The organism is Pseudoalteromonas sp. A25 (assembly GCF_009176705.1).
In the GTDB taxonomy this organism is placed as follows: Bacteria; Pseudomonadota; Gammaproteobacteria; order Enterobacterales; family Alteromonadaceae; genus Pseudoalteromonas.
On sequence record NZ_AP021847.1, the window covers coordinates 741,064 to 755,390 of the forward strand.

Here is a 14,327-nt window from a genome sequence, read left to right on the forward strand (position 1 = left end):
AACCTTATTATGAGAGGATCGCAATCGAATGTCTTGATTGAAATTGCGAAAAGCACGCCCTCCCAACCAATCATTCTTAAAATAAGAATAAATCAAACAAAATTTACTAATTTTATTTCACAAAAAAGAACATAAACTAGCCCTATCAGTCATCCATTGCTGACTTACAACTTACTTATTGAGGAACGACTATGAACATGATCAACCCATTTGCAAACAACACTCTTTTTGCTAACGCAGCAGTACTAATAGCGCGCTTTGGTTTATCGGCTATTTTCATCTTGGCAGGTTTAAACAAAATTCAATACTTTGATGGCAACGCACAATACATGGCATCCGCCGGATTGCCCGCAGAGCTGTTACCACTGGTGATTGCTTTTGAGCTGATTGGCGGCTTATTTATTCTGACAGGCCTACTCAGCCGTATCACTGCCTTAGCATTTGCTGGCTTTAGCGTTGTCAGCGCACTGTTATTTCATGCTGATTTAAACGACCAAATACAGTTTATAATGTTCTTCAAAAACATTGCTATGGCAGGCGGGTTCTTAATGCTTACAGCACATGGCGCGGGTCAGTGGAGTATCGACCAAGTCATTAACCAAAAAACCAATGCCCTTAAAAAAGCTGTATAAGATAGCACTCACAGCAAAGGCGTTACACATGCTTGAATTGGCTCGTATAGGTAGCGAGCCACTTTTAAGATATCTCTAGTACGTATACTCATATATGGGTTGTTGATTTTAAGAACCTGGCGCTTAGGTAGCTCACTATTTACCAACGCATTCGCAATAATTGGGTTTGCTAACCAGCGCTTTTCAAAACTGCCATCATCTATGGCTTTTTCTAACCCGTAGGTTAAGCGCTTTCTTAATCTATGATTGTTTTTATTGACAAAAAAGTACATAGCAGTTGGGTAGCAAAGCGCAAAATTACGTTCAACAAGTAGGTCTGCTCTATCAGTAATTTCTCCCCAAGGCTCATGCACTGCTCTTGGGAACAAATCAAAGCGCTTTTGTTCAAGCATACTATGTAAGCGCGAGCCATCACTCGTGGCAACATCAAAGTCGTTTCGCTCATATATTTGTGTATCAGGCCAGTCAATACCACTACCCAACGAATACTGCCTTAATGTTTGTACATTATTGATTGCTGCAAACTGCTGTTCGTTGTCTTTGTGGATCAAAAACAACCTTGCGCCCATCAAACCACGTAATAGCGGGATATATACCGTACCAAGTTGTTGTTCGCGTTCAATCGAGGTTACACTCCAGTGCACATCTAGTAGGTCTTTATTAGCCAGTAAGTCGAGGGTTCGCCCTTGCGGTGCTTCATCAAGGGAAAGTGAAATAAGCTGATAATCACCGTATTTGTCAGCACTTTTTTCTAGCGCCAGCTGTAAAATAGAGAGGTAATAAGCTTGTTTTGGGTCATTCATGTGCTGAGCAATATTGTAACGTACCCTATCCATGGCTTTTACGGTAAAACAAATCAAGCTAATAAAAACATAACTTAATAAAATGACGTAACGCACCAAAGCCCCTCACCTAAATCAAGAGTGTTTAAACCAATTGCAGTGGGCGCAACTTTACCGTGAATGTCAGGCAATCGCTACCCTATTTCGCAAGACACAAAATAAACACGCCAGTCTTAATTTTGGGATCAATCTCATTATTAATCCCATTTTTGGGATTACACACAACCGGAATAAAAATACAACCTATATTTCAGTAGCTTACACGTTGGCATACTGCCTGCTATCTAAAGCCTAATATCAAGCATTTATTAGGAGCTTTAATGGACATTGCAGTATCAGCAAAAAAATCCACGTCTTTTCGTAAGTACGTTATCGCAAGCATTGCAATCACCATAATACTGATTGGCGCATATCAAGCCTGGCAATTCAGCCGCGCTGAACTCACTCTTAATGCCAATTCATTAGTGATAAGCCAAGTACAAAAAGGCAGCTTTACTGTTACGGTTAGAGGCAACGGTGTACTTGTGCCCGAAAAAGTCCAGTGGCTATCAGCCAGTGGCGATGCCAAAGTCGAAGCTCTGCTATACAAGCCCGGTCAGCAAGTGAGTAAAGGCGATGAGATTGTTCGCCTGAAAAACCCTCGCTTAGAGCAAGAGCTTGCAGAAGCCAAATGGGAATTATCAGCACTAGAAGCCGAACACAAAGCCAGTGACTTAGCTGAGCAAGCCGCCATCGCAAAGCAACGCTCAGATATGCTCAACGCCAAAATGGCATTGGCAGGTGCAGAGCATGAGTACTTGGCACACCAAGAATTAATCGCCACCGGCGCGGTGTCTAAACTAGATTTTCAGCGCGCTAAAATAGCACTTGAGCAAGCACAGCAAGCGCTGAGCTCTGCACAATTACAAATGGACGAATCATCTAAGAGCCTAAAAGCGCAACAGCAAGCCCGTTTTGCACGACTCAACCAGTTAAAAAACCGCGTGATGCGCATTGAAACGCAAGTGAATGACCTTACTGTACGGGCCTCTATTGATAGCATTATTCTCGCTCTACCGATTGAGGTTGGCCAGCACGTTAACATGGGGAGCAACATTGCTAAGCTTGCAAACCAAGAAGCTTTGATTGCTGAACTACAAGTACCCGAAATACAGATCCAGCAAATTGCGGTGGGGCAAAAGGTCACGATTGATACCCAAAACAATCAAGTGCTAGGCCACGTAACTCGTATCGATCCAGAGGTTGTACAAGGCAATGTCCAAGTGGATGTGGCGTTTTTAGAGCCGTTACCCAGTGACGCACGCCCAGCGCTCAGCGTAAACGGTGAGATCACCATTGCTGAACTTAGTGACACTTTATATGTGTCACGCCCTCTGTTTTCTCAAAGCCAGACTCAATCCAGTATTTACAAACTAAGCTCAGATGGTTTAATGGCTGAGCGCACACCAGTACAGCTGGGTTTAGGGTCTGTTAGTTATGTACAAATCATCCAAGGGCTTCAAGAAGGCGACCAGATCATCACCTCTGATCCAAGCCGCTTTGAAAGCTTCACTCAATTTAGAATTAATTAGGAAAGCATCATGACTCAATGTGTTTTACAACTAAAAAACCTAAGCAAAGTATTTTATTCTGACGACCTAGAAACCCACGCGCTGAACAACATATCTTTGCAAGTATTCAAACAAGAATATATCGCGATTTCGGGTCCATCTGGCTCAGGAAAGTCAACCCTATTATCGTTGCTTGGCTTACTCGATATTCCTACATCAGGCAGTTATCAGCTGGCAGGTCATGAGGTAAGCAACTTAAGCAAAGCGCAGCGGGCTGAGATCAGAAATAAGCAAATCGGGTTTATTTTTCAGTCGTTCAATTTAATTAGTGATTTAGACGTTATGGAAAACGTAGAGTTACCACTCACTTACCGCAAGGACCTAAATAAATCGCAAGTTAAACAAATGGCAGCTGAGGCGCTAGCTAAGGTTAATATGAGCCATAGAGTAAACCACTACCCTTCTCAGCTCTCTGGTGGTCAGCAACAGCGGGTCGCTATTGCGCGGGCAATTGCAGGCGCACCAAGCTTAATTTTAGCCGATGAGCCTACCGGTAACCTTGACTCTAAAAATGCCCATGATGTGCTGGCGTTACTTGACCAGCTGCACCGCGAAGGCGCAACTATTTGTATGGTGACACACGACCCGCGTTCTGCAGAGCGTGCACAACGTAATATTGAAGTGCTCGATGGTCGCATTATTTCTGATCACAAAACCCAAAGCGCTAAAGCAAACGATGCTGAAGCCGTCAACGCATAAGGGCACAGTTATGAGTATTCACAACGATATAAAGTATGCCATGCGCTTGTTAGCTAAAAAGCCAAGCTTTAGTGCACTAACCGTGTTCGTGATGGCCACAGGCATTGGCTTAAGTGTTTATTTATTCTCATTTATGAACACCATGTTATTTAAGCCTCTGCCATTTGCAGACGGTGAACATATTATTGAGTTCACAACCTCACTTAATGGCAAGCGTAATTTTGGCGATTTTAATCTACATGACTTTGCACAGATCCAAGCAGATCTAACTAGCGCCAGCGAATTTAGCGTATTTAGAAACACGGTCGTTAGTGTGTCAGGCAGGGACGGCGCTCGCAGATACAATGCGACTGATGCCAGAGCCAATATATTTTCGCTCACCCGCACCACACCGCTGCTTGGCAGAACATTTAGTAGTGATGAAGACAAAGTTGGCGGTGAAAATGTCACGGTTATTGGCTACGACTTGTGGCAAAACCACTTTGGCGGCCAAGAAGATGTGCTATCAAAAAGCGTTAAAATAAATGGTCAAAACCACCGCGTGATTGGGGTGATGCCAGAAGGTTATTATTTTCCACGTCGTGCTCAGCTATGGCGCCCGCTCAAAGACAATATCCAACAAGTCACCAGAGAACAAAATAGCCAAGTAACTGGCTTAGCGCATAGAAAGCCCGGTGTTAGCCTAGAGCAAATTGACCAAGAGCTTAACTTAATCATGCAGCGCCTCGCTGAACGCTACCCCAAAACGAACGCAGGAATAGGCGCATATGCCTTAACCATGCATATGTCTACTGCCGATGGCGGTATGCCTGTAGTGTATATTATGCACTTAGCTGCGGTGTTAATTCTGATATTGGCGTCAGTTAATGTCGGCAACCTACTTCTATCTAGAGCTGTCGAGCGCTCGCAAGAAACCGCTATCAGAGTGGCCTTAGGCGCCCCCACAGGACGCCTGTTAAGCCAACTATTATGGGAAAGTATATTTATCTGTGGTTTGGGCGGCCTAATTGGCCTATTGGTCTTAGGCTGGGGGCTTGAACTAACACAAACCATTACCAACCAATTTTTTACTGACAGACCACCGTTTTGGTGGGACTTTGGCATTGACGCCTACACATTAAAAATCTTTTTTGCCTTTTTGCTTGGTACCATTTTTGTTACTGGCTTTTTACCCGCATGGCGTAACATCAATGGCGACTTTAATGCGGTACTGCGCGATGGCACCCGAGGTGCACTTGGCAAGAACGCGGGTAAGCTCAACAAAGCCTTAGTTGTGGGCGAGGTCTTTTTATCTATCACTATTTTAATCGTTGCAGCGGTCATGATCACCGCAAGTTTTAAAGCGACTTACGCAGACTATGGCGTGAACACCACTAACAAAATTGTCGGGCAAGTTACGCTGCCTTCAGAGCAATTCAAAACAGATGAGCAAAAAGCGCAATTTGTACACGCACTAAATGCACAATTAGTCAGTCAAAACGTATTACAAAATAGTGTGATTATGTCTCGACTGCCGGGCTTTAGCGATACACAAAAAGCCATTGCTGTTGCAGGCCAAGAGTATGCTAAGCAGAACCTCGCAAGCTACCCGCGCGCCAATCAAATTGCTACTTTCCCAGGAGCTTTAAGCAAACTAGAAGCACAGCTAATTGATGGTCGCTTTTTTAACGATGCCGACAACAAAGCCAACATCCACAATGTCATTGTAACGGATAGCTTTGTGGAGCAACATATGAATGGAGGCTCTGCTGTTGGGCAAAGAATACAGTTTATTAACGAAGACAGCACTAAAGGCCCATGGTATACCATTATTGGTGTTACCAAGCATGTGATACAAAATACGCCTAACAGAGATAAACAAGTTAAATTGCCGTCTGTTTATGTGCCGTTTGCACAAACACCTCGTTCATCAATATTTATCGCTGCTGATATCAATAGTGAGCTGGCAACAGCCAAGACAGCACTGACCAACACAATTAAAGAAGTTGCACCTGACTTACCTATTTATAATATCGACCTGTATGATGCACGCTTAACACAGCGAGTAGCACCGCTTACGTTTGTAGGCGGCGTATTAATGCTATTTGGGCTTGCCTCTTTCTTATTAGCTGCCAGCGGTATTTACGGGGTAATGGCCAATACGATTTCTCAGCGAACACAAGAAATTGGTGTAAAACGAGCGTTGGGCGCAAGCGAGCAGAAGATAACCACCGAGTTTCTTATCTCTGGCACTAAACAACTATTACTAGGCGCCGTGCCAGGACTTGGTATTGGCTTAGCCCTTGGGTATGCAATGTCGGTACCCATTGGTGTAGAGTTTACTGATGTAGCGGTTGCTGCGGTGGTACTGACCGTATTGCTTAGTGCAGTCGTTTTATTAGCCACGTATTTACCCACCAAGCGAGCAGTAGAACATGAACCCGCTTACGCGCTACACAGTCAATAATACCTATTAAAACAAGCTTAGGTTACTCGGGCAAAGCATAGTTTTTATCTTTACTATGCTTTGTCGTACACTAACCTCACTTAATCGTGCGATAACAAATGTTTATGAGCGACCCAATATTAATCATTGATGATGATGAAGGCATAAGACATGCGCTAAGCCTATTGCTGCTAGAGGAAGGCTATACGAGCCTACAAGCCAGCGGCCCAACAGAGGCTAAGCAGCTGCTTAAAGACCATATCATTAGTTTAGTGATCACCGATCTCAACTTTACCCAAGATACCACATCTGCCGAAGAGGGCCTCGCCCTTATCCAGCAAGTACGAGCCGAAGATGAGCAACTGCCTATTATTGCAATTACAGGTTGGGGCAGCATTGAAATAGCAGTTAAAGCAATGCAAGTGGGTGCCAACGACTTTGTACAGAAACCGTGGGAAAATGAGCGACTGATAAATATCATCCACACCCAACTACAATTGGCAAAAGCCAAGCAACGTACGCAAAAACTGGCTATTCATAACCAGTTGCTACAAAACGAATTGGGCTTTGTGTCTGGTTTAATTGCCCATTCAGAGCAAATTAAGCATGTACTTACAACATTATCTCAAGTCGCAAAAAGCGATGTGAGTGTATTACTCACAGGCGAAAATGGTACAGGAAAAAGCCTCTTCGCACGTTACTTACATGACCTTTCTAATCGAAAAAGCGAACAGTTAATAAGCATTAATATGGGCGCGGTCAGCGAGAGTTTGTTTGAAAGCGAAATGTTCGGCCATGTAAAGGGGGCCTTTACAGATGCAAAATCTCAACGCATTGGGCGTTTTGAATTGGCCGATGAAGGAACACTATTTTTAGATGAAATAGCCAATACCCCCTACTCTCAACAAGCCAAGCTATTGAGAGTTTTAGAAGAAAAACAATTTGAAAAGGTCGGTGCCAGCAAAACCCAATCTGTCGATGTGCGTTTGATCAGTGCCACTAATGCCGATCTTAACCATGCTGTTGCAACAGGCCTGTTTCGAAAAGACTTGCTCTATCGAATTAATACCGTACAAATACATATTCCGCCTTTGCGCGAACGTTTGGCCGACATTTTGCCATTAGCACATTATTTTTTGCAGCGTGCCGTTGAGAAGTATGCCGCACAGGGGCGTATTTTAACTGCTCAAGCACAACAAGCTTTGCAGCAGTATCACTGGCCGGGTAACGTCAGAGAACTTGGTCATATAATGGAGCGTGCACATATTCTCGCTCCAACCGAACACATTGATGTTGAGCACCTAAACTTAACGCCAATACAGCAAGTACAAGCAACAGGCAGTCATGCACAAACGGATAACGGCCCGTTACTCACGCTAAGCGAAGTAGAGCAGCAAACTTTGGCACAACGACTCGCTCATTTTGACGGTGACGCAGTCAGTGCTGCGCAATCACTTGGCTTAAGTCGCAGTACGTTTTATCGTCGCTTAAACAAAGCGATTAAATAATCATAGTGGAGATCATCTATGCCTAAACACACTCCCTATGAAAAACAGCTGAGTATCATTTATTTAGCAACAGCCCTACCACTGCTGTTAATACTAATCATCACCATGCTTTATAATCAGGTTTCTGTGTGGCTAGTTGCATTATGTGCATTACTTGGCTCTATTGTTATTACTTGGAGCAGCATACGCATAAAGCAAAAAGTGGTTTATCAACTACGCACTCAAACCAACTTAATTGAAGCATTAGCGCAAGGAGATTACACCTTAAGGGCACGTGTTGGGCGACATGAGGAAGAGCTGACGCCACTGTTTAATGCTATTAATCGCCTAGCTCAGCGGCTCAGTACACAACGTTGGCAATCGGCAGAATCTCAGCAACTGGTACAAACGGTGTTAGAGCACATTGATGTAGCTATTTTGGCTATCGATGAAAAACAGCAAATTGCCCTATTCAACCGCGCAGCAAAAAAGCTGTTTTCGCTAAATACAAACAATTTACCTAACGCTTTGCCTAAAGAACTACTGGTAGTTAATGAGCTCAGTGAGGGTCAAAGTAAAGTCATTGAACTACCCATTGCTTTGCAAACTAAGCGTTACAACTTACACGTAGCACAATACTTAAGTGATGGAAAAACCTATAAGCTAGTGTTTATAACCGATGTTCATTCGTTGCTGCGCAGCGAAGAGCGACACGCATGGCAGCGACTTATTAAAGTGATGAGTCATGAGATCAACAACTCTCTATCACCTATCGCATCGATAGCGCAAACTCTGACGAAGATAATCAATAAACAAGCTGACTTAGCGCTCAAAAGTAGCATCGCTGAAAACCTCACCTTTATTCACAAACGAGCCAGCGACTTGGGCAATTTCATCGAAAGTTATCATCAACTCGCAAGATTGCCCGAACCAAAGTGTCAGGCTCATTCGCTCAAAAAGCTTATATCAAACTGCCAAAAACCATTTAATGACTGCGTATTTAACATAATAAAAAAAGATGACGTATATTTGCATATTGACGCGTCGCAATTTGAGCAGCTTTTGATCAACCTATTCAAAAACGCGCGAGAGGCTTGTGAGCAACTCAACCAGGCTTGCCATATCGATATTGACTGGCAAATAAACGCAGAGCAAATAAGAGTAAATATTTATGATAACGGCACTGGGATTAATAACAGTGACAACCTATTTGTTCCTTTTTATAGTACCAAACAGCAAGGTTCAGGCATCGGATTAGTCTTATGCCAGCAAATCGCAGAAGCCCATCATGGTCGGTTATCCTTACACAATAGAACCGGACAAGCAGGGTGTTGTGCTCAGCTCGACCTGCCCTATACGTCAGGTTAAGTAAAGATCATCGCCTTTGGTTATCAATCACCTGCTGTTAATGCTAAATTAGCCACCATAACGAGAATAACGATTCATTTTTTTATGACGCTTTGTAGGCTTATTAAACCATTAGGTATCTTTTTTGCTATGACCATGAGTACCCCTTCAACTGCTATCACACAACCGGACCTACCTATTGAGGTACAGCTAGGGCAAAAATTAATGCTCGATTTTCGCTATTTTTGCAGCCATGGGCAGAGCAAAACTTGTCGCACACCAATGACCCATTTACCCAAGCAACTTGCCAAAGTGATTAGCGATCACCATATAGGCGGCGTTATTCTTTTCTCAGAAAATACGCATGACGCAGAGCAAATAGTAAACTTAACCAACCAACTGCAAGCGGCAGCGCAACAATCTAAGTACCCTCAGCCACTTTTTATAGCAATAGACCAAGAAGGTGGCCGTGTAGCACGTATTAACCGCGAACAAGCTACATCATTTACCGGTAATATGAGCATTGGGGCCACTTATGCAAAACACGGTACACATTATGCCAGCGCAGTTGCTCAAGTTATCGGCAAAGAGCTTGCAAGCTTAGGTATAAACGTAAATTTTGCACCCACTGTTGATGTCAACATGAACGCTGAGAACCCGGTGATCAATGTGCGCTCATTTTCAGAAAACCCCGAGGTTGTTGCCAAGCTAGGTGCTGCACAGGTTAAAGCATTTGAGCAACAAGGTGTTATTTCAGCACTCAAGCACTTTCCAGGGCACGGTGATACCCATGTCGATAGCCATACAGGCCTGCCAAGAGTGGCTCACGATGAACACACTATTTGGCAAAACGATTTAGCACCTTTTAAAACAGTGATTGATGAAAACCCGCCGGGTATGATCATGACTGCACATATCCAATATCCAGCGCTAGATAGTAGTACATTTGAAAATAAGCATGGCCAACAGATGCTAAAACCCGCCACGATGTCACGTACTATCATGCATGACTTGCTGCGCACGAAGCTTGGCTACCAGGGGGTCGTGATCACTGATGCATTAGACATGGCTGGTATCAGTCACTTTTTCGATAACACCTCAGCGGTGATTGAAACCTTTAACGCCGGTGTTGATATCGCTCTGATGCCCCTTGCGATACGCACACAAGACGACATCAAACACTTAGAGCAGCTGTTTAAGTCGCTCACGCTTGCCGTCCAAGATAACACCCTAAACCGTGATGAGATACGCGCATCAGCCAACAGAATAGTTGCACTAAAACAGCGTTACTTGCAAAACATCGCCCCAGCTTCAAGCGCTATTGCAAAAGCCACATTAGGTAACCCCGGACATCGAAAACTTGAAGCGGAGCTTGCATTGGCAGCCATTACGCAAGTTAAAAACGAAAAGCTATTACCCTTAGATATAAAAACCAACAATAAAATTCATTTGATTATGCCCGACATGCGCAAATGCGAAGCATTGCGCCAAGCGCTATCGACATTTAGTAAAGCCCCTTTACAGATCACCTGTAATAGCTTGCAAGGCTTTGATCCAAGCTTAGCTGCACAACAAATTTCAGAGGCAAGTGTAGTCATTGCAGGGCATGCAAGCCCACAGCAAAGCGCCGTAGAAATAGGCGGCATGGAAGACGCAGCCAAACTAGAAAAATTTGCTCTATCGGCTCAACAGCAACCAAAGGCGCTCAAAGAACTGCTAACTGTTGCTAAAAAGCACAATAAGGCAACCGTATTTATCAGCTTACGCGCTCCATATGAAATTAAGCAATTTGAATCCTTAAGCGATGCGGTATTGGCAAGCTATGCTTATAACATTGATGTTGAAACTGATGAGCAAGTTACAGGGCCTGCTTTTACAGCTCTGGCAAAAGTAATTTTGGGCTTGGCACCAGCAAACGGCACTTTACCTGTAACCATAAAATAGGACTCGTTATGCTATTAAACTGTGATTTGGGAGAAAGCTTTGGCGCTTGGAAAATGGGCCTAGATGAACAAGCTATGGCAGTGATCGACTGTGCCAATATTGCCTGTGGGTTTCATGCAGGCGACCCCTGCGTAATTGCCAAAACTTTAAAATTGGCCAAACAGCACCAAGTGATGATTGGTGCACACCCCAGTTATCCAGACTTACAAGGGTTTGGCCGCCGCTCTATGAAAATGAATGCAACAGAATTAACTGATACACTGCATTATCAAATTTCAGCACTCGATGGCATGGCACAATGCCAAGACTTAACGCTTTCATATGTTAAACCTCATGGCGCTCTGTACAATGATATGATGGCCGACGAATCACTACTAAAAATAGTGATCCAGGCAATTGCGAGCTACCCCAAAGACTTGAAGTTGATGGTACTCGCTACGGCTCGCCAGCAAGCCCATCAAGCTCTTGCTGATGAATTTGGTGTCTCGCTTATGTTTGAAGCGTTTGCTGACAGGCTTTACACCGATAATGGCATGCTCACACCACGCTCTCAAGCTAACGCTGTACATGATAAAACAGCACTTATGGCACAAGTTAAGCAATTGGCACTGCAAGGCTGTGTTACTACTGAGTCAGGCAAACAACTCGCGTTGCGCGCTGATACGCTATGCGTGCATGGCGACAACGAAGCAAGTATCGCGCAAATTCAAGAGATCAGTATTTTACTAACTCAATCTAGTTAATGTACCCTTAGTCACTAACAACCGTGCGATCGCCATGACTTGGTGGCGTAGAAATAACCAGCATAGTTAGCACCTCATTGCTGATGTTTTTTAATTGATGCGGGGTGTTAGCGCTCACATGTACGCCCTGCCCGCTGCGCAGTGTTAATATTTCACCATCAACGTCTAAGCACGCTTCGCCTTCAAGTATATAAAAAAACTGTTGTGCAAAATGATGAAAGTGTTTGACCTCTTGCGCCCCTGCAGGTACACGCTCTTGGATCACGCTTAATGCGTCAGTTGCCACTAAGTGCCAGCCATCACACACCTCACCCCAAGTATAATGCTTGGCGTTTTCTGTACTTACCACATGACTCATGACTTGGCTCCTATAGATCAAAAAGCCGAGCTAATTGCCCGGCTTTATTATCAACACGTACTCGCGACTAGTTTTTAACAATCGCATTATGATAAATGTTTTGCACATCATCACAGTCTTCAAGCATACCCATAAACTTCTCAAAGTTGGCGATGTCGTCTGGATCCGTGATTTCGATGTGTGTCTGAGGCACAAAAGTGATTTCATCCACTTCAAAGTTAATACCATCAAACGCTTCTGTAAGTGCCGTTTTTGCTTTGTAGTACTCAGTGTGTGGTGCAAATACAGACACTTTACCGTCTTCTACTTCAACATCAGTCACATCCACATCAGCCATCATGAGCGCTTCTAATACCGCTTCATCATCATCGCCATCAAAACCTAAAATAGCGAAATGATCAAACATATGCGCAACACAACCAGGACTGCCAATTTTTGAGTCTGTTTTGGTAAACGGTAGACGCACATCTTTAATCGTACGATTTGGGTTATCAGTTAAGCAGTCAACGATCACCATACAATTACCCGGTCCATACCCTTCATAACGCGCAGCCGCATAGTCTTCACCTGCGCCGCCTGCCGCTTTTTCAACTGCTTTATCAATAACGTGTGCGGGTACTTGATCTTTTTTAGCTTTATCTATGAGGCGACGTAATGACAAATTTGTTTCAGGGTCAGGGCCGCCATTTTTAGCTACAACGTAAATTTCTTTACCATATTTTGAGTTAACTTTGGTTTTTGCCGCCGCCGTTTTTGCCATGGCGTTTTTGCGGACTTCAAATGCTCTGCCCATCTTAATTCTCGTTTTATAGATTAAATTGACGAGATTTTAACAAGACTCTCGTCATTGGGCTAGCGTTTGATGGGGATTGCCTATGCAAAGCTATGTAAACGCCTTGATAAGCTCCGGAAGCTCTTGAAAATGACGCAATATATGATGTGCTTGACTAGCATAGTGTGGCACCTCGTCTGGCGCATATAAACACGAGCGCATTTTGGCGTTATGTGCAGCTTGAATATCATACAAGTAATCACCAACGTACATACAATGTGCAGATGAAAATTGCCATTGCTTCGCAATATGCAAAAGAGCACTCGGATTTGGTTTTGCTGGTGCATCATCCCGTGTCAATAACAATGAAATGGGCAGGTTACATTGTGCTTGCTTTAGCTTAGCCGCGCGCCCAAAGTTTCGCGTCACAATAGCCATCGGAATTTGCATTTGTTCAAGCAGTTGCAAACTCTCAGCAACCCCCGGTAAAAGCTGTGCATTCTGTGCGTCTAACATCTCATGCTGATGAACAATATGCATGGCTTCTTGGCGCATATAAGGAGAGGGGAGCTGTGCGATAAAATCTAGTAAATCTTGGTCTTTGGGGCAACCTACTTGCGCTTTGATCAGTTGAAAGTCTAAATCTGAGCTGACTAAGGTGCCATCTAAATCGAAGATCACCCCTTTAATTGTTTGTTTGATCATAGCACTACTATATGAACACGCCTGTGCGTTTAATTGTAACATTATTATCCCTGCCATGAGTGGCGAATGTTGTTTAACCATAGGCGACTAAGCTTCATTGTGCAAAGTACTCAGAGACCATCGCAAGCCATAAAATATTTTTTAAATTGCGCAAGCAACAACAATGCTATTCATTATTGTAACTATAAAAGCGTCATATTATCTCGCAACTGTTGCGCAGGATCACGCCTCTGTTTATAACGTTATAAAATAATTTATATACATTATTGCATATTGGGCCTGACAAGCGGCAATAAAATGGCGTGCCAACCTGCATTTCTTGAAATTATTGTCTCTATTTTGTAAATAAATAAAAAAATCAAATTTTTTTGTTGATATTTATCTCAATTTGTCTTTAAAATCCCGCACTTTTTTATTTCGTGCAAAAATGTTCCAAAAAACTGGCCTCACTTTTGCTCGTATAAATGAACCCGTTTAGCAAGAAAAAATGTGGTGAGCAGTATGGATTTTTACATCCTAAAAAAGCAAGAAAAGCTTGTTGCCATTCCTGCGGATGAGCAAAATTGCAAAGAGTACTTAGACGATGGCTATTTTTACGTTGATAAAGTAGCAGCATGTAATGAAAAGTCAGCTTTAAAAAGGTTGCAGACAAAGCAAGTAAAAGCGTTTAGAACACCAGCATTATTGTTATTGCTTGTTTTGCCTATTATTCTTTTTGCTTGGATGCAAATAAGCCGTTAACCAAGCACTCTGACAATGATAT

General features: G+C 43.4%; 13 protein-coding genes. 9 read left to right on the forward strand and 4 right to left on the reverse strand.

Annotated elements, in window-relative coordinates; genetic code table 11:
* The first annotated feature begins 191 nt into the window (after positions 1 to 191).
* Entirely contained in the window at positions 192 to 632 is a 441-nt protein-coding gene (locus GDK41_RS19725) for a DoxX family protein (RefSeq protein ID WP_152088183.1), read from the forward strand.
* Positions 633 to 640: 8 nt separating this feature from the next.
* On the opposite strand, the gene GDK41_RS19730 is transcribed toward GDK41_RS19725, so the two are convergent.
* On the reverse strand, positions 641 to 1,531 hold the full coding sequence (locus tag GDK41_RS19730; RefSeq protein WP_152088184.1) for a hypothetical protein: 891 nt from the start codon (positions 1,529 to 1,531) through the stop codon (positions 641 to 643).
* A gap of 263 nt (positions 1,532 to 1,794) precedes the next feature.
* Between GDK41_RS19730 and GDK41_RS19735 the strand changes: the two genes are divergently transcribed.
* The 7 genes from GDK41_RS19735 (at position 1,795) to GDK41_RS19765 (ending at position 11,729) form a co-directional block, all read left to right on the forward strand.
* A complete protein-coding gene (locus GDK41_RS19735; protein WP_152088185.1) occupies positions 1,795 to 3,045 on the forward strand; it encodes an efflux RND transporter periplasmic adaptor subunit in 1,251 nt (416 codons plus the stop codon).
* Positions 3,046 to 3,054: 9 nt separating this feature from the next.
* Positions 3,055 to 3,783: an ABC transporter ATP-binding protein gene (locus tag GDK41_RS19740; protein ID WP_152088186.1), complete on the forward strand. Its 729-nt coding sequence runs from the start codon at positions 3,055 to 3,057 to the stop codon at positions 3,781 to 3,783.
* Between the two features lie 10 nt (positions 3,784 to 3,793).
* Positions 3,794 to 6,229: an ABC transporter permease gene (locus tag GDK41_RS19745; protein WP_152088187.1), complete on the forward strand. Its 2,436-nt coding sequence runs from the start codon at positions 3,794 to 3,796 to the stop codon at positions 6,227 to 6,229.
* 104 nt (positions 6,230 to 6,333) lie between these two features.
* A complete protein-coding gene (locus GDK41_RS19750) occupies positions 6,334 to 7,716 on the forward strand; it encodes a sigma-54-dependent transcriptional regulator (protein ID WP_152088188.1) in 1,383 nt (460 codons plus the stop codon).
* Positions 7,717 to 7,734: 18 nt separating this feature from the next.
* A complete protein-coding gene (locus GDK41_RS19755; RefSeq protein WP_152088189.1) occupies positions 7,735 to 9,063 on the forward strand; it encodes a sensor histidine kinase in 1,329 nt (442 codons plus the stop codon).
* 129 nt (positions 9,064 to 9,192) lie between these two features.
* The gene (locus GDK41_RS19760) at positions 9,193 to 10,986 is read left to right on the forward strand and encodes a glycoside hydrolase family 3 protein (RefSeq protein ID WP_232056593.1); all 1,794 of its coding nucleotides are present in this window, start codon (positions 9,193 to 9,195) and stop codon (positions 10,984 to 10,986) included.
* Positions 10,987 to 10,994: 8 nt separating this feature from the next.
* On the forward strand, positions 10,995 to 11,729 hold the full coding sequence (locus GDK41_RS19765) for a 5-oxoprolinase subunit PxpA (protein ID WP_152088190.1): 735 nt from the start codon (positions 10,995 to 10,997) through the stop codon (positions 11,727 to 11,729).
* A gap of 7 nt (positions 11,730 to 11,736) precedes the next feature.
* Here GDK41_RS19765 and GDK41_RS19770 read toward each other — a convergent pair whose 3' ends face one another.
* The 3 genes from GDK41_RS19770 to GDK41_RS19780 all read right to left on the reverse strand — a co-directional run bounded on the left by GDK41_RS19770 (position 11,737) and on the right by GDK41_RS19780 (position 13,564).
* Positions 11,737 to 12,087, reverse strand: a complete 351-nt coding sequence (locus tag GDK41_RS19770) for a cupin domain-containing protein (protein WP_152088191.1) — start codon at positions 12,085 to 12,087, stop codon at positions 11,737 to 11,739.
* A gap of 67 nt (positions 12,088 to 12,154) precedes the next feature.
* Positions 12,155 to 12,880 (reverse strand): YebC/PmpR family DNA-binding transcriptional regulator, encoded by a 726-nt coding sequence (locus GDK41_RS19775; protein ID WP_152088192.1) that lies wholly within the window; start codon positions 12,878 to 12,880, stop codon positions 12,155 to 12,157.
* A 90-nt stretch (positions 12,881 to 12,970) separates the two neighbouring features.
* Positions 12,971 to 13,564, reverse strand: a complete 594-nt coding sequence (locus GDK41_RS19780; protein ID WP_152088193.1) for an HAD family hydrolase — start codon at positions 13,562 to 13,564, stop codon at positions 12,971 to 12,973.
* Between the two features lie 501 nt (positions 13,565 to 14,065).
* Between GDK41_RS19780 and GDK41_RS19785 the strand changes: the two genes are divergently transcribed.
* Entirely contained in the window at positions 14,066 to 14,305 is a 240-nt protein-coding gene (locus tag GDK41_RS19785; RefSeq protein WP_152088194.1) for a hypothetical protein, read from the forward strand.
* The last annotated feature ends 22 nt before the right edge of the window (positions 14,306 to 14,327 follow it).

Bases quoted from the DNA above. Each gene is read 5' to 3' on its own strand.
- GDK41_RS19740 (WP_152088186.1), top strand. From the start codon at position 3,055: ATGACTCAATGTGTTTTACAACTAAAAAACCTAAGCAAAGTATTTTAT.
- GDK41_RS19775 (WP_152088192.1), bottom strand. From the start codon at position 12,880: ATGGGCAGAGCATTTGAAGTCCGCAAAAACGCCATGGCAAAAACGGCG.
- GDK41_RS19755 (WP_152088189.1), top strand. From the start codon at position 7,735: ATGCCTAAACACACTCCCTATGAAAAACAGCTGAGTATCATTTATTTA.
- GDK41_RS19725 (WP_152088183.1), top strand. From the start codon at position 192: ATGAACATGATCAACCCATTTGCAAACAACACTCTTTTTGCTAACGCA.
- GDK41_RS19770 (WP_152088191.1), bottom strand. From the start codon at position 12,087: ATGAGTCATGTGGTAAGTACAGAAAACGCCAAGCATTATACTTGGGGT.
- GDK41_RS19780 (WP_152088193.1), bottom strand. From the start codon at position 13,564: ATGATCAAACAAACAATTAAAGGGGTGATCTTCGATTTAGATGGCACC.
- GDK41_RS19765 (WP_152088190.1), top strand. From the start codon at position 10,995: ATGCTATTAAACTGTGATTTGGGAGAAAGCTTTGGCGCTTGGAAAATG.
- GDK41_RS19735 (WP_152088185.1), top strand. From the start codon at position 1,795: ATGGACATTGCAGTATCAGCAAAAAAATCCACGTCTTTTCGTAAGTAC.
- GDK41_RS19785 (WP_152088194.1), top strand. From the start codon at position 14,066: ATGGATTTTTACATCCTAAAAAAGCAAGAAAAGCTTGTTGCCATTCCT.
- GDK41_RS19760 (WP_232056593.1), top strand. From the start codon at position 9,193: ATGACCATGAGTACCCCTTCAACTGCTATCACACAACCGGACCTACCT.
- GDK41_RS19750 (WP_152088188.1), top strand. From the start codon at position 6,334: ATGAGCGACCCAATATTAATCATTGATGATGATGAAGGCATAAGACAT.
- GDK41_RS19745 (WP_152088187.1), top strand. From the start codon at position 3,794: ATGAGTATTCACAACGATATAAAGTATGCCATGCGCTTGTTAGCTAAA.